This is a genomic window from Pseudomonas sp. S2_F03 (genome assembly GCF_054668335.1).
The window spans coordinates 78,771-96,061 of sequence record NZ_CP162759.1 but is presented as its reverse complement, the minus strand read 5'-3'; the positions used below and the strand labels follow the sequence as shown (position 1 = coordinate 96,061).

Annotated in this window: 17 protein-coding genes and 2 pseudogenes; 13 read left to right on the top strand and 6 right to left on the bottom strand. The window is 59.6% G+C overall.

Annotated elements, in window-relative coordinates:
- Positions 1 to 245: 245 nt before the first annotated feature.
- A complete protein-coding gene (locus AB4N76_RS00430) occupies positions 246 to 1,688 on the bottom strand; it encodes a transglycosylase SLT domain-containing protein (protein WP_077432067.1) in 1,443 nt (480 codons plus the stop codon).
- 99 nt (positions 1,689 to 1,787) lie between these two features.
- Positions 1,788 to 2,554, bottom strand: a pseudogene (gene gloB, locus AB4N76_RS00425) (hydroxyacylglutathione hydrolase).
- A 65-nt stretch (positions 2,555 to 2,619) separates the two neighbouring features.
- On the opposite strand from gloB, the gene AB4N76_RS00420 reads away from it, so the two are divergent.
- The 5 genes from AB4N76_RS00420 to AB4N76_RS00400 all read left to right on the top strand — a co-directional run bounded on the left by AB4N76_RS00420 (position 2,620) and on the right by AB4N76_RS00400 (position 8,031).
- Positions 2,620 to 3,378 carry a methyltransferase domain-containing protein gene (locus AB4N76_RS00420; protein WP_046032116.1) on the top strand — a complete coding sequence of 253 codons (759 nt, stop codon included), beginning with the start codon at positions 2,620 to 2,622 and terminating at the stop codon, positions 3,376 to 3,378.
- 92 nt (positions 3,379 to 3,470) lie between these two features.
- Entirely contained in the window at positions 3,471 to 3,923 is a 453-nt protein-coding gene (gene rnhA / locus AB4N76_RS00415; RefSeq protein ID WP_007944583.1) for a ribonuclease HI, read from the top strand.
- Between the two features lie 204 nt (positions 3,924 to 4,127).
- On the top strand, positions 4,128 to 4,886 hold the full coding sequence (dnaQ, locus tag AB4N76_RS00410; RefSeq protein ID WP_046032117.1) for a DNA polymerase III subunit epsilon: 759 nt from the start codon (positions 4,128 to 4,130) through the stop codon (positions 4,884 to 4,886).
- Between the two features lie 260 nt (positions 4,887 to 5,146).
- Positions 5,147 to 7,402: an Orn/Lys/Arg family decarboxylase gene (locus AB4N76_RS00405; RefSeq protein ID WP_460163966.1), complete on the top strand. Its 2,256-nt coding sequence runs from the start codon at positions 5,147 to 5,149 to the stop codon at positions 7,400 to 7,402.
- Between the two features lie 14 nt (positions 7,403 to 7,416).
- On the top strand, positions 7,417 to 8,031 hold the full coding sequence (locus AB4N76_RS00400; RefSeq protein WP_046032119.1) for a GNAT family N-acetyltransferase: 615 nt from the start codon (positions 7,417 to 7,419) through the stop codon (positions 8,029 to 8,031).
- Here AB4N76_RS00400 and AB4N76_RS00395 read toward each other — a convergent pair.
- Both AB4N76_RS00395 and AB4N76_RS00390 read right to left on the bottom strand, forming a co-directional pair.
- Entirely contained in the window at positions 7,997 to 8,890 is an 894-nt protein-coding gene (locus tag AB4N76_RS00395) for a LysR family transcriptional regulator (RefSeq protein ID WP_046032120.1), read from the bottom strand. The two genes, AB4N76_RS00400 and AB4N76_RS00395, sit on opposite strands and share 35 nt — an antisense overlap.
- 88 nt (positions 8,891 to 8,978) lie before the next feature.
- Positions 8,979 to 9,239, bottom strand: a complete 261-nt coding sequence (locus AB4N76_RS00390; RefSeq protein WP_046032121.1) for a hypothetical protein — start codon at positions 9,237 to 9,239, stop codon at positions 8,979 to 8,981.
- A 176-nt stretch (positions 9,240 to 9,415) separates the two neighbouring features.
- Between AB4N76_RS00390 and AB4N76_RS00385 the strand changes: the two genes are divergently transcribed.
- Positions 9,416 to 9,976 carry an NADPH-dependent FMN reductase gene (locus tag AB4N76_RS00385; RefSeq protein WP_046032122.1) on the top strand — a complete coding sequence of 187 codons (561 nt, stop codon included), beginning with the start codon at positions 9,416 to 9,418 and terminating at the stop codon, positions 9,974 to 9,976.
- A 115-nt stretch (positions 9,977 to 10,091) separates the two neighbouring features.
- Here the strand turns inward: AB4N76_RS00385 and AB4N76_RS00380 are convergent, their stop codons facing one another.
- Positions 10,092 to 10,652: a TetR/AcrR family transcriptional regulator gene (locus tag AB4N76_RS00380; RefSeq protein ID WP_460163965.1), complete on the bottom strand. Its 561-nt coding sequence runs from the start codon at positions 10,650 to 10,652 to the stop codon at positions 10,092 to 10,094.
- Between the two features lie 155 nt (positions 10,653 to 10,807).
- Between AB4N76_RS00380 and AB4N76_RS00375 the strand changes: the two genes are divergently transcribed.
- From AB4N76_RS00375 to AB4N76_RS00360, 4 genes are all read left to right on the top strand, one after another.
- Positions 10,808 to 11,056 carry a hypothetical protein gene (locus tag AB4N76_RS00375; RefSeq protein WP_460163964.1) on the top strand — a complete coding sequence of 83 codons (249 nt, stop codon included), beginning with the start codon at positions 10,808 to 10,810 and terminating at the stop codon, positions 11,054 to 11,056.
- The gene (locus tag AB4N76_RS00370) at positions 11,020 to 11,808 is read left to right on the top strand and encodes a DUF2855 family protein (RefSeq protein ID WP_460163963.1); all 789 of its coding nucleotides are present in this window, start codon (positions 11,020 to 11,022) and stop codon (positions 11,806 to 11,808) included. Before AB4N76_RS00375 ends, AB4N76_RS00370 begins: the two co-directional genes overlap by 37 nt.
- Positions 11,780 to 11,908, top strand: a complete 129-nt coding sequence (locus tag AB4N76_RS00365) for a hypothetical protein (RefSeq protein ID WP_460163962.1) — start codon at positions 11,780 to 11,782, stop codon at positions 11,906 to 11,908. Before AB4N76_RS00370 ends, AB4N76_RS00365 begins: the two co-directional genes overlap by 29 nt.
- Positions 11,909 to 12,085: 177 nt before the next feature.
- Positions 12,086 to 13,369: an arsenic transporter gene (locus AB4N76_RS00360; protein WP_046032125.1), complete on the top strand. Its 1,284-nt coding sequence runs from the start codon at positions 12,086 to 12,088 to the stop codon at positions 13,367 to 13,369.
- 129 nt (positions 13,370 to 13,498) lie between these two features.
- Here the strand turns inward: AB4N76_RS00360 and AB4N76_RS00355 are convergent, their stop codons facing one another.
- The gene (locus AB4N76_RS00355; RefSeq protein ID WP_046032126.1) at positions 13,499 to 14,449 is read right to left on the bottom strand and encodes a DUF1853 family protein; all 951 of its coding nucleotides are present in this window, start codon (positions 14,447 to 14,449) and stop codon (positions 13,499 to 13,501) included.
- Positions 14,450 to 14,557: 108 nt separating this feature from the next.
- Here AB4N76_RS00355 and AB4N76_RS00350 point away from each other — a divergent pair, with 108 nt between their 5' ends.
- From AB4N76_RS00350 to AB4N76_RS00340, 3 genes and pseudogenes are all read left to right on the top strand, one after another.
- Positions 14,558 to 15,448: an NAD(+) kinase gene (locus AB4N76_RS00350; RefSeq protein ID WP_027923400.1), complete on the top strand. Its 891-nt coding sequence runs from the start codon at positions 14,558 to 14,560 to the stop codon at positions 15,446 to 15,448.
- Positions 15,445 to 16,420, top strand: a pseudogene (locus AB4N76_RS00345) (metallophosphoesterase). Before AB4N76_RS00350 ends, AB4N76_RS00345 begins: the two are co-directional and overlap by 4 nt.
- Positions 16,417 to 17,286, top strand: coding sequence for a rhomboid family intramembrane serine protease (locus AB4N76_RS00340; RefSeq protein WP_046032128.1), 870 nt, complete (start codon positions 16,417 to 16,419; stop codon positions 17,284 to 17,286). The pseudogene AB4N76_RS00345 and the gene AB4N76_RS00340 overlap by 4 nt, the downstream one beginning before the upstream one ends.
- Positions 17,287 to 17,291 lie beyond the last annotated feature (5 nt).

Sequence of the window (17,291 nt, the reverse complement as noted above, 5' to 3'; positions counted from 1 at the left end):
TATCGACAGGAAAAAGACAGAGGGTAATGCCGGGTTAATTGGACTTACGGGTCCCTTGTAACAGCTGGCGAAGCCTGCGTCCGACTGCGCAGCAATCGTAATCCGGCAATCACAGTCTTCCTGTCATACCGCGCCGTTTGAATTTACGACTGCTGCGCCCGAACGCGGACCGGCCGACGCAGGCTGCTACAAGAGATTGGTTCGTTTTTCGGGCAAAAAAAGCCCCTGATTTCAGGGGCTGTTTTTTAGCGTGGTGAAGACACCGTCAGCATCTGTCCAGGCTTCAACGCCTGGCCGACGCGCGGGTTCCAGCGCTTGAGATGCTGCATCTCGACATTGAAACGTTTGGCGACGATGTACAACGAGTCGCCTTGCTGAACCTTGTATTGGGTCTGCGGCTTCTTCTTGTCGGCTTTGCTGTTCGCGGCGATGACCGTGTTGACGCGGCCGCTATTGCGTTTGGTGGTGTCCTGCATCACCAGCGTCTGGCCTGTCTTGAGATTTTTACCGGAGAGTTTGTTCCAGCGCTGCAGGTCTTTGACGTCAACGTTGTTGGCCTTGGCAATGGAGCCCAGGCTATCGCCGCGTTTGACCCGGTAGGCGCGCTTGATGCTGGCGACTTGAGTATCGTCGGCGCCTTCGAAGACCGGTTTGAACGACTTCTTGCTGATCAACTCTTCCGGACGCATGGTCGACAGGCTGGTAGTCAGCAACTGCGCTTTGGACGTTGGCACCAGCAGATGCTGGGGGCCGTCGATCGTGGTGCGCTGCTTGAAGGCCGGGTTGAGCTGGAACAGTTCGTCTTCGTCGATGTTGGCCACCGCGGCAACCTTGGACAGGTCCATGCGCTGGTTGATTTCGACGACCTGGAAGTACGGTTCGTTGGCGATCGGGTTGAGGTTCACGCCGTAGGCTTCGGGAGCCAGCACCACTTGCGACAAGGCCAGCAGTTTTGGCACGTAGGCCTGGGTTTCCGACGGCAACGGCAGGTTCCAGTAATCGGTCGGCAGGCCGAGCCTTTCATTGCGCTCGATCGCCCGGCTGACCGTGCCTTCACCGGCATTGTAAGCGGCGAGGGCGAGCATCCAGTCACCGTTGAACATGTCGTGCAGACGGGTCAGGTAGTCCAGTGCCGCTGTGGTCGAGGCGGTGATGTCGCGACGGCCGTCGTAGAAACGGGTCTGGCGCAGGTTGTAGTAGCGCCCGGTAGACGGGATGAATTGCCAGAGACCCACTGCGTCGGACCGGGAGTAGGCCATCGGGTTGTAGGCGCTTTCAATCACCGGCAACAGCGCCAGTTCAAGCGGCATGTTGCGTTCTTCAAGGCGTTCGATGATGTAGTGAATGTAGAGACTGCCGCGTTCGCCGGCGTTTTCGAGGAAGGAAGGGTTACTGGCGAACCACAGGCGCTGTTGCTCGATGCGCGGGTTGACGCCCAGACCATCCTGCAACTGGAAGCCCTGGCGCATGCGCTCCCAGACATCCTGAGGGACTTGCGGCGAAGGTTTTTCGCTGAGCCAAATGGGTTTCTGTTTGGCTCGGGCGGCAATATTGGGGGTGTGTGACGCGTCAGTCTGCGGCACATGACTGGAACAACCCGCCAGAGTGGCGGACACAGCCACCGCTATGGCTTGAGCCAAGCGGGTCAATGCGTCTGAATTGATGGCTTTACGAATAGATGACGACATTGGCTGGAAGTAAGTTCCGGGCAAAAATGTCGAGAGATTCTAGAAAGGGTACCCCCTGCGGTCAACCATTCAGAATTTTCATTGCAATAGGATGACGGCTTAGAACGTATCCTTCCAAGCCCGCAAGGCCGCAAAAACCGCACTCGGAGCCCGGTTATTGGGGCCGATCCGTTCGTCCACTTTTTCTTTAACAGATGTTTCAGCGGACCGTAAAAAGGGTTGGTGAGCTTTTCCAGGGCCAGCGTCGAAGGCAGCGTGATGATCCCGGCTTCACGCTGTCGGGTGACTTTGGCCAGGCGTTCGGCGGTATCCGGATTGTCAGGTTCGACAGCTGCCGCAAATTTCAGGTTGCTCAGGGTGTATTCATGAGTGCAATAGACCAGCGTGTCTTCCGGCAATTCGGCCAGGCGTGACAGCGAGGCGTGCATCTGTTCGGGCGTGCCTTCGAACAACCGTCCACACCCGGCGGCAAACAGCGTATCACCGCAGAACAGCAGGCCATGATGGTAGTAGGCAATGTGCCCCAGGGTATGACCGGGCACGGCGAAAACATTGAAGTCCCAGCCCAGCACGCTGACCTTGTCGTTGTCCTTGAGCGCGACATCCCGGGCCGGGATGGATTCGCTGGCCGGACCGTAGACTGTCGCGTCTGTCGCCTTTTTCAGCGACTCGACGCCGCCGACGTGGTCATGATGGTGATGAGTGATCAGAATATCGCTCAAGACCCACCCCGGATGCGCTGCAAGCCAGGCCTGCACGGGCGCGGCATCGCCCGGATCGACCACGGCGCAGCGCTGGGTGCGGTGGTCTTGTAACAACCAGATGTAGTTGTCGGTGAAGGCGGGCAGGGCACTGATCTGTATCATCGTCGGATTCGCCAAGCGGAAAACAATGGCGCATCTTAGAACTTCCTGGCGCGTTGGAGAATGCAATGACCGATAAAGCGTTCGCTCAGGCTGATCCCGAGTGGCTGGCCTTGATCAGCGCGGCCCGTGAATGGCTGTCCGGCCCTATCGGGCAATTTTTGCTGGATGAAGAGCGGCGCATGCTCGAAGACGAGTTGGGGCGCTTCTTTGGCGGCTATCTGGTGCATTATGGTCCGTCGGCCCAGACCCCGCCGGCGGCACCCCAGGTGCAGCGCAACGTGCGGCTCGGGGCGCCGTTGCCCGGTGTCGAGATCGTGTGTGAAGAACAGGCCTGGCCCTTGAGCGAGCACGCCGCCGATGTGGTGGTGTTGCAGCATGGCCTGGATTTCTGTCTGTCACCCCACGGGTTACTGCGGGAAGCGGCGAGCAGTGTGCGGCCCGGCGGGCATTTGCTGATCATCGGGATCAATCCCTGGAGCACGTGGGGCTTGCGTCATGTGTTCGCCCATGACGCCATGCGCAAGGCGCGTTGCATCTCGCCTTCACGCGTTGCCGACTGGTTGAACCTGTTGGGTTTCGCGCTGGAGAAACGCCGCTTCGGGTGCTATCGTCCGCCGCTTGCGTCACCTGCCTGGCAGGCTCGTCTGGCCGGTTGGGAACGCAAGGCCGGTGATTGGCAACTGTCGGGTGGCGGTTTCTATTTGTTGGTGGCGCGCAAGATCGTGGTCGGCCTGCGTCCACTTCGTCAGGAGCGGCGCGAACCGATGGGCAAGCTGATTCCTTTGCCGATGGCCAAGGTCAATCGACGCCGTATCGACCCGTAATCCCCTTTTATATTCCCGGCCGGGTCAATCCCCGGCCTCGGGCATCGTCGGTCACTGATCGACGAGCCACCGCATTTTCTGGATAGATTGGCATGAGCGATAGCGTAGAACTCTTTACCGATGGCGCCTGCAAAGGCAACCCTGGTCCTGGTGGCTGGGGTGCACTGCTGGTGTGCAAAGGGGTTGAAAAGGAACTGTGGGGCGGCGAGGCCAACACCACCAACAACCGCATGGAGCTGATGGGGGCGATCCGTGGCCTTGAAGAACTCAAGCGATCCTGCGACGTGCTGCTGGTGACCGACTCCCAGTACGTGATGAAAGGCATCAACGAATGGATGGACAACTGGAAGAAACGCGGCTGGAAAACAGCAGCGAAGGAGCCGGTTAAAAACGCCGACCTGTGGAAGTTGCTGGATGAGCAGGTCAATCGCCACAACGTCACCTGGAAATGGGTGCGCGGGCACATCGGTCACCACGGTAACGAGCGGGCGGACCAGTTGGCCAACCGTGGCGTGGATGAAGTGCGCGGGTTCAAGCAGGCTTGATGATTCCATCGTTCACCTGTGGGAGCCGGGCTTGCCCGCGATGAACGATGACGCGGCTTTACTGAAAGTCCGCAGCGTCTGCATCGCGGGCAAGCCCGGCTCCCACAGGGCATCGCAGCATCAAGCTGGCGGTGCGCGCCTGATCCCGCGAGCGTGTTAATATCGCCGCTTTTGCACGATTGACCCGTTGAGAGCTGAACACTGATGGCCACCAGATCCGTTGTACTCGATACCGAAACCACCGGCATGCCGGTGACCGACGGCCACCGGATTATCGAAATCGGTTGTGTCGAGTTGATCGGTCGGCGCCTGACGGGCCGGCATTTCCACGTTTATCTGCAACCCGATCGCGAGAGTGACGAAGGCGCCATTGGCGTCCACGGCATCACCAACGAATTCCTGGTGGGCAAGCCGCGTTTCACTGAAGTGGCCGATGAGTTCTTCGAATTCATCAAGGGCGCCCAGCTGATCATCCATAACGCGGCGTTCGACGTTGGCTTCATCAACAACGAATTCGCCCTGATGGGCCAGCACGATCGCGCGGACATCACGCAACACTGCTCGATCCTGGACACCCTGATGATGGCCCGGGAACGTCACCCCGGGCAGCGCAACAGCCTCGACGCCTTGTGCAAACGTTATGGCGTCGATAACTCTGGCCGTGAACTGCACGGCGCCTTGCTCGACTCCGAGATTCTCGCTGACGTCTACCTGACCATGACCGGCGGCCAGACCAGCCTGTCACTGGCCGGTAATGCGTCCGACGGTAATGGTTCCGGTGAAGGTGCGGACAATTCCGCCACCGAAATCCGTCGCTTGCCGGCCGACCGCACCCCCGCCCGAATCATCCGCGCCAGCGAAGATGACCTGGCCCAGCATGTGGCACGACTGGAAGCCATCGCCAAAGCCGCCGGCGCGCCGTCGCTGTGGCAGCAACTGGCGGATGCCAAGGCCCAGGCCTGAGTCCGTAGCAGCTGCCGAGCACCGCGAGGCTGCGTTCGGACGGAGCCGTCGTAAAACCTGGACGCGAGGTTTTCCTGAAACAACGCACTATCCGATATCACGACGGCTCCGTCCGAACGCGGCCCGCACCGAACGCAGCCTCGCGGTGCTCGGCAGCTGCTACAGGTCGTGCATGTATCGACACTCGCCACATCCGCTTCAACCCTCTACCCTGAGGTTATTGGCAGACCATGGTCTGCCGCCTCAGGACACTGAGCCCCATGTATAAAGATTTGAAATTCCCGGTCCTGATCGTCCATCGCGACATCAAGGCCGACACCGTCGCCGGTGATCGCGTGCGGGGCATCGCCCGGGAGCTGGAGCAGGAAGGCTTCAGCATTGTTTCGGCGGTGGATTACACCGAAGGGCGGCTAGTTGCGTCGACCCATCACGGCCTCTCGTGCATGTTAATTGCCGCTGAAGACGCCAGCGCCCATTCCCATTTATTGCAGAACATGGCCGAACTGATTGGCCTGGCGCGAGTGCGTGCGCCGGATCTGCCGATCTTTGCCCTGGGTGAGCAGGTGACCCTGGAAAACGCCCCGGCTGATGCCATGGCCGAACTCAATCAGCTGCGCGGGATTCTTTACCTGTTCGAGGACACCGTGCCGTTCCTGGCCCGGCAAGTGGCGCGGGCTGCGCGCAAGTACCTGGACGGACTGTTGCCACCGTTTTTCAAGGCACTGGTGCAACACACCGCCGACTCCAATTATTCCTGGCACACGCCGGGCCACGGCGGTGGCGTGGCGTATCACAAGAGCCCCGTCGGGCAAGCGTTTCACCAGTTTTTCGGGGAAAATACCCTGCGTTCGGATTTATCCGTATCGGTTCCCGAATTGGGTTCCTTGCTCGATCACACCGGGCCGCTGGCCGAAGCAGAAGCACGAGCCGCGCGCAATTTCGGCGCCGATCACACCTTTTTCGTGATCAATGGCACCTCGACCGCCAACAAAATCGTCTGGCATTCGATGGTCGCGCGTGATGACCTGGTGCTGGTGGATCGCAACTGCCACAAGTCGGTATTGCATTCGATCATCATGACCGGCGCCATCCCGTTGTACCTGTGCCCTGAGCGCAATGAACTGGGAATCATCGGCCCGATTCCGTTGAGCGAGTTCAGCCGCGAGTCGATCCAGGCCAAGATCGACGCCAGCCCGCTGACCAAGGGGCGAGCGCCGAAGGTCAAATTGGCGGTGATCACCAACTCGACCTACGACGGCCTTTGCTACAACGCCGAATTGATCAAGCAAAACCTGGGCAACAGCGTCGAGGTGCTGCATTTCGACGAGGCTTGGTATGCCTACGCGGCGTTCCACGAGTTTTTCGCCGGGCGTTACGGCATGGGCACTTCGCGCAGCGAAGACAGCCCGCTGGTGTTTACCACGCACTCCACGCACAAGTTGCTGGCAGCGTTCAGCCAGGCGTCGATGATTCATGTCCAGGACGGTGGCGCGCGGCAACTGGATCGCGACCGGTTCAACGAAGCGTTCATGATGCACATCTCCACTTCGCCGCAGTACAGCATCATTGCATCGCTGGACGTGGCCTCGGCGATGATGGAAGGGCCGGCCGGGCGTTCGCTGTTGCAGGAAATGTTCGACGAAGCCCTGAGCTTTCGTCGCGCCCTGGCCAATCTGCGCCAACACATTGCGGCGGACGACTGGTGGTTTTCCATCTGGCAGCCGCCATCGGTGGAAGGCATTGATCGCGTGGTCACCGAGGATTGGCTGCTGCAACCCGACGCCGACTGGCATGGCTTTGGCGGTGTGACCGACGATTACGTGCTGCTCGACCCGATCAAAGTCACTCTGGTGATGCCAGGCTTGACGGCCGGTGGCGCGCTGAGTGAACGCGGGATTCCGGCGGCCGTGGTCAGTAAATTCCTCTGGGAGCGTGGGCTGGTGGTCGAGAAGACCGGGTTGTATTCGTTCCTCGTGCTGTTCTCGATGGGCATCACCAAAGGCAAGTGGAGCACGCTGTTGACCGAGTTGCTGGAGTTCAAGCGCAGCTACGATGCCAACGTCAGCCTGGCAGCCTGCCTGCCGTGCGTGGCGCAACAGAGCGGCGGGCGCTATCAAGGCATGGGTTTGCGCGACTTATGTGATCAATTGCACGCCTGTTATCGCAGCAATGCCACGGCCAAACACCTCAAGCGCATGTACACCGTGCTGCCGGAAGTCGTCATGAAGCCCGCTGACGCCTATGATCATTTAGTGAGAGGCGAGGTGGAGGCGGTGTCCATCGATGCGCTGGACGGACGAATCGCTGCGGTCATGCTGGTGCCGTATCCGCCAGGTATTCCGCTCATCATGCCTGGCGAGCGGTTCACCGAGGCGACCCGGTCAATCATTGACTACCTTTCATTTGCGCGTACTTTTGACAGTAGCTTCCCAGGATTTGTCGTCGATGTGCATGGCTTGCAACACGAAGACGAGGGCAATGGACGGCACTACACCGTCGATTGCATCAAGGAATGAGGACCTTTCCCAGCATGCAACCTGTGATCAATCCCAAGTTCCCGGGCCTGTCGGTGCGTGTCGCCGATGACGGCTTTGCGGCCTATATCTGGGGCAGTGACTTCAGTTTTGAAGTTGCCGCCTATGGTGCTGCCGAAATTGGCAAACCGGTCGAACAGTGGTCGGTGACGCCGATCATTCCGTATCGAAAGTGCTACGGCATTGACCCGGAGGAGTTCAGTAGTTTCCGTGATGCCGCTGACAGCGCGATTTTCATGGCGTATCTCGACGACGAGCCGGTCGGCCATCTGGTGGTCAGCACCAACTGGAACGGTTTTGCGCATATCGACGAGTTAGCGGTGCATGCCCCGGCGCGGCACCATGGCGTGGCCAAAGCGCTGCTGGATGTGGCCCAGTTCTGGAGCCGCAAGAAAAAACTGCCCGGCATCATGCTCGAAACCCAGAACAACAATCTGGGCGCCTGTCGGCTCTATGAGCGGTGCGGGTATGTGATTGGCGGGATCGATCATTTGCGTTATCGCGGGATCGACCCAAACACCGCCGAAGTGGCACTGTTTTGGTATCGCTTGTTCGATAACTCGCTGGAAGACTCGTTCAGTTCGCCAGCATCGCCGCGGCTTGTTCCGTAATGATGTCCAGCAGTGTCTGAACAGCGGCGTTGGGTTCGCCGTTTTTCAGGGTCAGGGCGTAGAGGCTGATCGGTACTGCCGGGGCCAGCGGACACACATCCAGTCCGCTGGATTTGGCGCCGAGGGCGGTAAACGGGTCGACAATTGCCAGACCTTCACCGGCCTCGACCATGCTGCGCATCATCTGATGCGTCTGGACCCGGATATGCACGACCGGGGCAGGGCGCAAGGCCTGCAGTTTGTTCTCCAGTGCCGGACTTAGCGGGTCATGACCTTCCAGGCCGACCATCGACTGACCTGCCAGATCTTGCAACGAAATGTATTTCTGCTTGGGTTGCAGCCAGCCGTGGGGCGCCAGAAGCTGGAGCTTGCCTTGGGCAATGACCTGGCAATGGATGTCGGCGTGATCGGGATCATGCAGGCTCAACCCCAGGTCGCTTTCGCGCAACAACAAGGTCTTGATGATCTCGCGGGTCGGTTGGCTCAGCAGGTTGCACGGCGCATCAGGCAAGCGTCGGCGCAGGGCAGCGATGCCTTGAGGCAGCAATTGTTGGGCCAGGGGCGGGGTGCAGATAATGCGAAGGGGGGCTGCCTGGTAATGCTTGAGGCTGGAGGCCAGCCGCTGGACGGGCTCAAGCGCTTCGTAAACGTGGGCAATTTCGACCTGGAGTTCCCGCGCTTCGCGGGTCGCCTGCAAGCGTCCACGCACGCTGGAAAACAGCATGAAACCCAACTGACCCTCGGCCTCACGCAAAAGGCGTTCAACCTCGGCCACCGGCAACTGCAGCCATTCGGCGGCGGTGCCCAGGTGGCCAGTCTGCACAAGCGCGTGGATCACTTCGATATGGCGTAAACGCATGCGTGAAGTCCATGTTCAGCAGGTGAGAGGATCAGTGACTGAATCCTAACTCAAGTGCGCGCATATGACTTCTGCTCATAACACGCGGTTATGAGGCGACGTTGACTTCTGGCAGGCTGCCGACATACGTGTCGGGTTCACGGACGATGGTCACGTCCGCTTGCACCAGCAGGAATTGGTTTTCATCGAGCTTCTTGACACGATCGCCAATGGCCAGTTTGTAGGTGGTGACAGGCTCCGTGCCGCCAAGGCCGTCCGCCGACAGGGTGGATTCCTGGAACTCATGCACTGAATAAACACGGCCTTCCGCATCTCTTGCATGGAACTGACCGACAAGTACTGCTGCCATCTGTTTAGAACCTCTGGAGATAAATCACTCAATTTTCGGTTCTGTAGACCGTGGTTGGGTGAAGTAAGTTTTCCTACAGGAAAAAAATAGTCAGGGGCGATGAAATTCAGGGCCCGCTGGGTAATTCGTCATCTATAACTACAAGTTCTTTCCATCGCACAGTCGAGACATCTTCCATGAGCAACGTCTACAAGATCGCCGTTGTGGTCGGCAGCTTGAGAAAGGCATCGATCAATCGCAAGGTGGCGCTGGCCCTGGCCGATCTCGCACCGGCCAATCTCAGGCTTGAAATCGTTGAAATCGGCGACCTGCCGCTCTACAACGAAGACATCGATGGTGCTTCACCGCCGGCAGCCTACAGCACTTTCCGCCAACAGGTGCGTTCATCCGACGCAGTGCTGTTCGTCACCCCGGAATATAACCGTTCGGTACCGGCGCCTTTGAAGAATGCCATCGATGTGGGTTCGCGGCCCTATGGCCAGAGCGCCTGGAGCGGCAAACCGGGTGCGGTAATCAGTGCTTCGCCGGGTGCTGTCGGCGGATTCGGCGCGAACCACCATTTGCGCCAGTCCATGGTGTTTCTGGATGTGCCATGCATGCAGCAACCGGAAGCCTACCTTGGAGGCGCCGGCGCGGCGTTCGACGAGGCGGGCAAGCTGTCCGAGTCGGTCAGGCCGTTCCTGCAGAGTTTTATCAACGCGTATGCAAAATGGGTCGAGCAACACAAAAAAGAGTGACAACACCGTCCCCCTGTAGGAGTGAGCCTGCTCGCGATAGCGGTATGTCAGTTGGCATTGATTTGCCTGACACACTGCTATCGCGAGCAGGCTCGCTCCTACAGGGTATTGGGGGTTAGGGGGTGTGCAGCAATCGGCCACGGATCATCGACTCGATCTCCGCCAGCCACGCAGCCGTTTGCGCTGCCGCCGGTTGTGCGGTAACGCAATAACGGCGGCCACCCCAGGCGGTGATCAGCCAGGCATCGATGGTTGTTTCTGATGGCTGCTCAGGTAAATCGCTACACGCCGCAAACGCTTCGCGCCACTTCTGCGACAGCTCCTGGAACACCCGCCGGTGGTGTTTGGGTTCGGCGATCTGGTGTTCATGGGTCATCAGCTCATAGTCGAACAACGGCTGATCAGCATCGGTCGGGTCGCAGGTCATACGGATCAAACGATTGATTCGCGCTTGCCAGTCCAGATGCGTGGGCCGTACCACCTGGTCATCGATGTGCTGCAACAGATTCTCCAGGCAATGGCGGACATAACCGGACAGCAGCGCTTCCTTGCTCGGGAAATAATCGTACAACGTACCGATGGCAACGCCGGCTTCCAGCGCCACCGCGCGCGTGGTCAGCCCCGACCAGCCATCACGTCGCCAAATCCGAACAAACGCCTCGTAAATCGCCTCCACGGTGAAGATCGCCCGAGACTGACTCGGCCGTTTCAGCGGTTTGGCGCGGGGATTGAGGGTGGGCGCAGTGCCCTTGGTGTTTCCGGAACCCGCTCTTCATCGGCTGCCACTACTCTGGTGCTACCCGCCACTCACTCGCAGCAGGAGTCTGAAAGATGCAAAGTCCGATCACGGTAACACGGCTGATCACCCGCAAAAACGCCCTCGACCAGAGTCGAATCGAGCAGGAGCAGCGCAGTCTGACTCCGTCCGAAGGGGAGGTGATTGTGAAAATCGACCGCTGTGCGCTGACCACCAACAACATCACTTATGCCGCGTATGGCGATTCGATGAATTACTGGGGTTTTTCCCTAGCGGGAACGCGGAAATGGGGCACATTCCGGCTTGGGGCTTCGCCGATGTGATCGCTTCGACGGTTGAAGGGGTTGCGGTGGGGGAGCGCTTCTACGGCTATTTTCCGATTGCCAGTCACCTGTGGATGCGCCCCGAGCGGGTCACCGAGCGAGGTTTCTATGATGGCGCCGAACACCGGCAGGCACTGACCTCGGCCTATAACCAGTACACCCGGTGCAGTTGGGATCCGTACTACAGCCATGACACCGAAAACCTGCAGATCTTGCTCAAACCGCTGTTTCTGACCTCATCAATGCTGGCGGATTTCCTGCAAGACAACCAATTCTTCGGTGCGACCCGGCTGGTGTTTTCCAGCGCTTCGAGCAAAACCGCCTATGGCGCCGCTGTGTGTCTGGAAAACTACCCCGACATCGAGCGGGTTGCGCTGACCTCGGCCGGTAACACGTCCTTCGTCGAAGCGCTCGGCTGTTATGAGCGAACAGTGTCTTACGAGGAGCTGCCGAGCCTGGCCAGTGACCGTCCTGTTCTGTACGTGGATTTTTCTGGCGACCTGGGTTTGCGTGATCGTGTGCATCAGCAATTCGCCGGACAACTGGTTTACAGCTGCTTCGCCGGTTCGGCACAAAGCACGGATGAAGCACAACTGAGCGCCATCGAGGGCCCGCAACCGGTGTTCTTTTGCGCCGATCCAGTTGCGCAAGCGCAATGCCGAGTGGGGGCCAGAGCGAGTCAGCCAACATATCGGCGATGGCTTGCAGCGGTTTTATGGGCAAGTGACCGCATCCGCCAACCCGCTGCTTGAGGTGGTGCAAAGCGACGGTTATGAGGCGGCGCAGACGGTGATTACGCGGTTGTTCAACGGCCAGGTCGCGCCAGTGCAAGGGCATGTCATCCGTTTGTAACCTGTGTAGCAGCTGACGAGCAGCGCGAGGCTGCGTCCGACTCGGTCCGCGCTCGGACGCAGCCTCGTGCTGCTCGACAGCTGCTACGGGATTCGTTGTGTAGAAAATGGGGGCTTTACTCTGTTCGTGTGTTGCGGCTGAATCGCGGTTTGTTTTTTGCGCACAAGGTTGCTTTGCATGCTGACTGCTTCACTGATTTTCCTGCTGACCATCACGCTGGTGATCTGGCAACCCAAAGGCCTGGGTGTCGGCTGGAGTGCGGTCTTCGGGGCGGTGCTGGCACTGATATTTGGTGTCGTGCAGCTAAGCGATATCCCCATTGTGTGGCAGATCATCTGGAACGCCACCGGCACCTTCGTCGCGCTGATCATCATCAGCCTGTTGCTGGACGAGGCGGGCTTTTTTGCCTGGGCTGCCTTGCATGTGGCCCGCTGGGGGCGGGGCAGTGGACGCAAGCTTTTTGCTTATATGGTGCTGCTTGGTGCGTTGGTGTCGGCATTGTTCGCCAATGATGGCGCGGCGTTGATTCTCACACCCATCGTGATCTCGATGCTGTTGGCATTGCGATTTTCTCCGGCGGCGACGCTGGCGTTCGTGATGGGCGCCGGTTTCATCGCCGACACGGCGAGCCTGCCGCTGGTGGTGTCGAACCTGGTGAACATTGTGTCCGCCGACTTCTTCCATATCACCTTCAATCGGTATGCGGCAGTGATGATCCCGGTCAACCTGGTGAGCGTCGCGGCAACGTTGGCGATGCTGATGTGGTTCTTTCGCAGAGACATTCCCAGGAATTACGACCCCGAGCAATTGGATCATCCCGCCACTGCGATCCATGACAAGGCGACGTTTTACGCCGGATGGGCGGTGTTGGTGATTCTGTTAGTGGGGTGTTTTGCCCTGGAACCGCTGGGCATTCCGATCAGCGCCATTTCTGCGGTGTGCGCCGCGCTGCTGCTGGCAATCGCTGCCCGTGGCCACAAAATTTCCACGCGCAAGGTGATGAAAGAAGCACCGTGGCAGATCGTGATTTTCTCGCTGGGCATGTACCTCGTGGTGTATGGCTTGCGAAATGCCGGGCTGACCGGGTATCTGGCGGGCTGGCTGGACGGGTTTGCACAGTACGGTGTCTGGGGCGCGGCCCTGGGCACGGGTGTGCTGACGGCAATTTTGTCGTCGATCATGAACAATTTGCCGACGGTACTGATCGGTTTGCTGTCGATCGATGCGAGCCAGGCCAGCGGCGTGGTGAAGGAGGCGATGATTTATGCCAACGTCATTGGTAGCGATCTGGGGCCGAAAATCACGCCGATTGGCAGTCTGGCGACGTTATTGTGGCTGCATGTGCTGGAGCGCAAGAGTATCCGGATCGGCTGGGGTTATTACTTCAAGGTCGGGATTGTTCTGACGGTGCCGGTGTTGTTGGTGACGTTGGCGGCGCTGGCGGTGCGGTTGACGATTTAAATCGAGTTGGCCTCATCGCGGGCAAGCCCTGCTCCTACAGGATCGGGTCGATCACGAATTTTGCGATTGACACACGACCCGTACGAGCAAGGCTTGCCCGCGATGGGGCCATATCTGCCACTACCAATCTCAACCACTGCCCGGCACATTCGGCCAAAGATCCGCCACCAGAAACAACCGTTCCGCTTCCTCCCAATCCCCTTCGGTATTTTCGGTCAGGCGCACCATCAACTGCGCCGGGGCCTGGGGTTGGAGGTCGCTCAGCCAGGCGCTCAGTTGTTCCGGGCTCCATGTCTGTTCTGCGGGATAATGCGCCGGCGCCAGCCAGGCATGGCGGGGCAGGGGTTGCCATCGGCCGTAAGGCCGTCGCACGACAAAGTCTGCCCAGTCTTTCTGATGCAGCCAGCTACCGCGCAAATGCTGCGGATGCGCACCGTCGGGTGGCTCGGCGTGTCCGGGCCACGGATACAACAGGTAACCGCCGAGCCACAAGTGCGCACTGAACTGCTGGATATCGAGGGCCGCGAGCACTTCGCGACTGTCTGTACGGGCAGAAATGGGCAGTTGATGCTGAGTCAGGTGTGCCAGTTTGCGGTCCAGCCGATCATGACAACCGGGGCCGAGCCACTGCGCGGTGTCTTGCCCGTTACCATTTTGCGGTCCGAGATAGAGCTTGATCGCCAGTTCCAGGTGATGCACACCGTCGCGGTCGCGCAGCAACATGTCCAGCTCGCCCAGCGTATGCCCTTCACGCCTGATCGGCAGGTTGGCGGCAATCAGCTCGATCCCCGGGGCGTGCCGCACCGCGTATTGCCATAACCGTTCGTAGTACAGGCCTAAACGCCGGGTTCGGGCCTGGGACAGCCAGTGCAACAAGTCATAACTGTCGCGGTCCAGTTGCCGCAACCAGCGCTCCAGGTGTTCCGGTTGTTGCACCCACTCGCTGCCGGCCAGCGGATGACGTTGCGGCCACGGCGTATCGAGGAGCATCGGCGGTGCGAGGATGACCCACGCCAGGTCGCGCACTTCGGGGTGGCGCAACTGATGAGGCAACGTGAGCAAATCGGGAAATAGGATCATCTTGCGAGCATAGCCCTAAACATGAGTACACCCTTGTGGCTGAAAGGATTTTGTCTATCCCGCGCTTTCGCCCATAATCGCCTTTTTCGCCGTCCTTGCAGGAACCCCATGGAGCAATTTCGTAATATCGGCATCATCGGTCGCCTGGGCAGTTCTCAGGTGCTGGATACCGTCCGCCGACTGAAACGGTTTCTGCTCGATCGTCACTTGCACGTGATCCTTGAGGACACCATCGCCGAAGTCCTTCCGGGGCATGGCCTGCAAACCTCGTCACGCAAGATGCTCGGCGAAGTCTGTGACATGGTGATTGTGGTCGGCGGTGACGGCAGCCTGCTGGGCGCCGCCCGGGCGCTGGCCAAGCACAATATCCCGGTGCTTGGCATCAACCGTGGCAGCCTCGGTTTCCTGACCGATATTCGCCCTGATGAACTGGAAGTCAAAGTCGCCGAAGTGCTCGACGGGCACTACCTGGTGGAAAACCGCTTCCTGCTGCAAGCCGAAGTCCGCCGTCACGCTGAAGCCATCGGCCAGGGTGATGCGCTGAACGACGTGGTGCTGCACCCCGGCAAATCGACGCGGATGATCGAGTTCGAGCTGTACATCGACGGCCAGTTCGTTTGCAGCCAGAAGGCCGACGGCCTGATCGTCGCGACGCCCACCGGTTCGACCGCCTACGCGCTGTCAGCGGGTGGACCGATCATGCATCCCAAGCTTGACGCTATTGTGATTGTGCCGATGTACCCCCATACCTTGTCGGGTAGGCCGATAGTGGTCGACGGCAACAGTGAGCTGAAAATCGTCGTGTCCAAAGATATGCAGATTTACCCGCAAGTCTCCTGTGACGGGCAGAACCACTTCACCTGCGCACCGGGTGACACCATCACCATCAGCAAAAAAGCGCAGAAGCTGCGGCTGATCCACCCCCTTGACCACAATTACTATGAAGTCTGCCGGACCAAGCTCGGTTGGGGCAGCCGATTGGGTGGTGGAGGCGACTGATGCTCGATCCCGCGCGTAGCTACGACCTGATCGGTGACGTGCACGGTTGCGCTCTGACCCTTGAGCACTTGCTCGACCGGCTCGGTTATCACAAACAAGGTGGCGTCTGGCGGCATCCATCGCGCATGGCCGTGTTCGTCGGCGACATCATCGACCGCGGCCCGCGCATTCGCGAGGCGCTGCACATCGTCCATGACATGGTCGAGGCCGGCCAGGCGCTGTGCATCATGGGCAACCATGAATTTAACGCGCTGGGCTGGAGCACCCCGGCGCCACCGGGCAGCGGCAAACAGTTTGTCCGTGAGCACACGCCGCGCCATGCCCGGTTACTGGGCGAAACCCTCAGCCAGTTCGAAGATCATCCCGGCGACTGGCATGACTTCCTGCAATGGTTCTACCAGTTGCCGTTGTTTATCGATGCCGGGCGCTTCCGGGTGGTGCATGCCTGCTGGGATTCGGGCCTGATCGAGCCGTTGCGCGGGCTGTTCCCCAATGGCTGCGTCGATGAGCATTTCCTTCAGGGCATCGGCCGTGCCCGGCAGTTTCGCCTGCACCGTGTTCGACCGGCTGCTGCGCGGCACCGACATGCGCTTGCCCCATGGCTTGACCATGACCAGCGGCGACGGTCTGGTGCGTTCGTTCTTTCGCACCAAGTTCTGGGAAGACGACCCGCAAACCTACGGAGACATCGTGTTCCAACCGGACGCATTGCCTGAGCCGGTGGCGCAGACGCCACTGTCTTCCACGGAAAAGAACACGTTGCTGCGCTATGGGATCGATGAGCCACTGTTGTTCGTTGGCCACTACTGGCGCAGCGGCAAACCGGCACCGATTCGCCCGAACCTGGCCTGTCTGGATTACAGCGCAGTGCTCTACGGCAAACTGGTCGCCTATCGCCTGGATCAGGAGACCCGTCTTGATCCGCACAAATTTGTCTGGGTCGATGTCGAACGGCCGGAGGTGCTGCAATGAGTGCTGTTGCCGTATTGCGTCTGCCACTGGCGGTGGACTTGAGCGGGTTCGTCAAATTGCTGCAGCGCATGCAGGTGCCGCATCGCGTCAGCGAAGAGTCGGGCGAGCAGGTGCTCTGGGTGCCGGCCAATATCAGCGAAGACGTGCGCTCGTTGTACGAACGCTTTCCGGCCGGTGATCCCGATCAGCAACTGGACATTCCGGTGGCGCAAACGACCCAACGCCCCGGTTTCGTCGAACAACTTCGCTATGCCAAGGCCACCGCGGCGGTTTTGCTGCTGAGCATCCTAGTCGGCGCGGTGACGTTGTTGGGCGAAAACCTCGACACGATGCGCTGGCTGACCTTCCTCGATTTCCGCGTGGTGGGCGAATACATCCATTTCGTCCCGTTGGCCGACAGCCTGGCGGCGGGGCAGTGGTGGCGCCTGATGACGCCGATGCTGATCCACTTCGGCATCTTGCACCTGGCCATGAACGGCATGTGGTACTGGGAACTGGGTCGGCGTATCGAATCGCGACAGGGCAGCATCAACCTGATCGGCCTGACGCTGCTGTTCAGCCTGGTGTCCAACTACGCGCAGTATTTTTTCAGCGGCCCGACCTTGTTCGGCGGCTTGTCCGGCGTACTGTACGGCCTGCTCGGGCATTGCTGGATCTTCCAGTTGTTGTCGCCGAACCCGGCTTATCGCCTGCCGCGTGGTGTGTTGGTGATGATGTTGGTGTGGCTGGTGCTGTGTATGTCCGGGCTGATCTCGATGATCGGTTTCGGTGAGATCGCCAATGCGGCCCACGTCAGCGGGTTGCTCGTCGGATGCCTGACCGGTTTGTTGGGTGGTTTGTACAACCGCCGTAAACTGGCCGTCTAAACAAG

Bases quoted from the DNA above. Each gene is read 5' to 3' on its own strand.
- AB4N76_RS00430 (WP_077432067.1), bottom strand. From the start codon at position 1,688: ATGTCGTCATCTATTCGTAAAGCCATCAATTCAGACGCATTGACCCGC.
- AB4N76_RS00420 (WP_046032116.1), top strand. From the start codon at position 2,620: ATGACCGATAAAGCGTTCGCTCAGGCTGATCCCGAGTGGCTGGCCTTG.
- rnhA (WP_007944583.1), top strand. From the start codon at position 3,471: ATGAGCGATAGCGTAGAACTCTTTACCGATGGCGCCTGCAAAGGCAAC.
- dnaQ (WP_046032117.1), top strand. From the start codon at position 4,128: ATGGCCACCAGATCCGTTGTACTCGATACCGAAACCACCGGCATGCCG.
- AB4N76_RS00405 (WP_460163966.1), top strand. From the start codon at position 5,147: ATGTATAAAGATTTGAAATTCCCGGTCCTGATCGTCCATCGCGACATC.
- AB4N76_RS00400 (WP_046032119.1), top strand. From the start codon at position 7,417: ATGCAACCTGTGATCAATCCCAAGTTCCCGGGCCTGTCGGTGCGTGTC.
- AB4N76_RS00395 (WP_046032120.1), bottom strand. From the start codon at position 8,890: ATGCGTTTACGCCATATCGAAGTGATCCACGCGCTTGTGCAGACTGGC.
- AB4N76_RS00390 (WP_046032121.1), bottom strand. From the start codon at position 9,239: ATGGCAGCAGTACTTGTCGGTCAGTTCCATGCAAGAGATGCGGAAGGC.
- AB4N76_RS00385 (WP_046032122.1), top strand. From the start codon at position 9,416: ATGAGCAACGTCTACAAGATCGCCGTTGTGGTCGGCAGCTTGAGAAAG.
- AB4N76_RS00375 (WP_460163964.1), top strand. From the start codon at position 10,808: ATGCAAAGTCCGATCACGGTAACACGGCTGATCACCCGCAAAAACGCC.
- AB4N76_RS00370 (WP_460163963.1), top strand. From the start codon at position 11,020: ATGGGGCACATTCCGGCTTGGGGCTTCGCCGATGTGATCGCTTCGACG.
- AB4N76_RS00360 (WP_046032125.1), top strand. From the start codon at position 12,086: ATGCTGACTGCTTCACTGATTTTCCTGCTGACCATCACGCTGGTGATC.
- AB4N76_RS00355 (WP_046032126.1), bottom strand. From the start codon at position 14,449: ATGATCCTATTTCCCGATTTGCTCACGTTGCCTCATCAGTTGCGCCAC.
- AB4N76_RS00350 (WP_027923400.1), top strand. From the start codon at position 14,558: ATGGAGCAATTTCGTAATATCGGCATCATCGGTCGCCTGGGCAGTTCT.
- AB4N76_RS00340 (WP_046032128.1), top strand. From the start codon at position 16,417: ATGAGTGCTGTTGCCGTATTGCGTCTGCCACTGGCGGTGGACTTGAGC.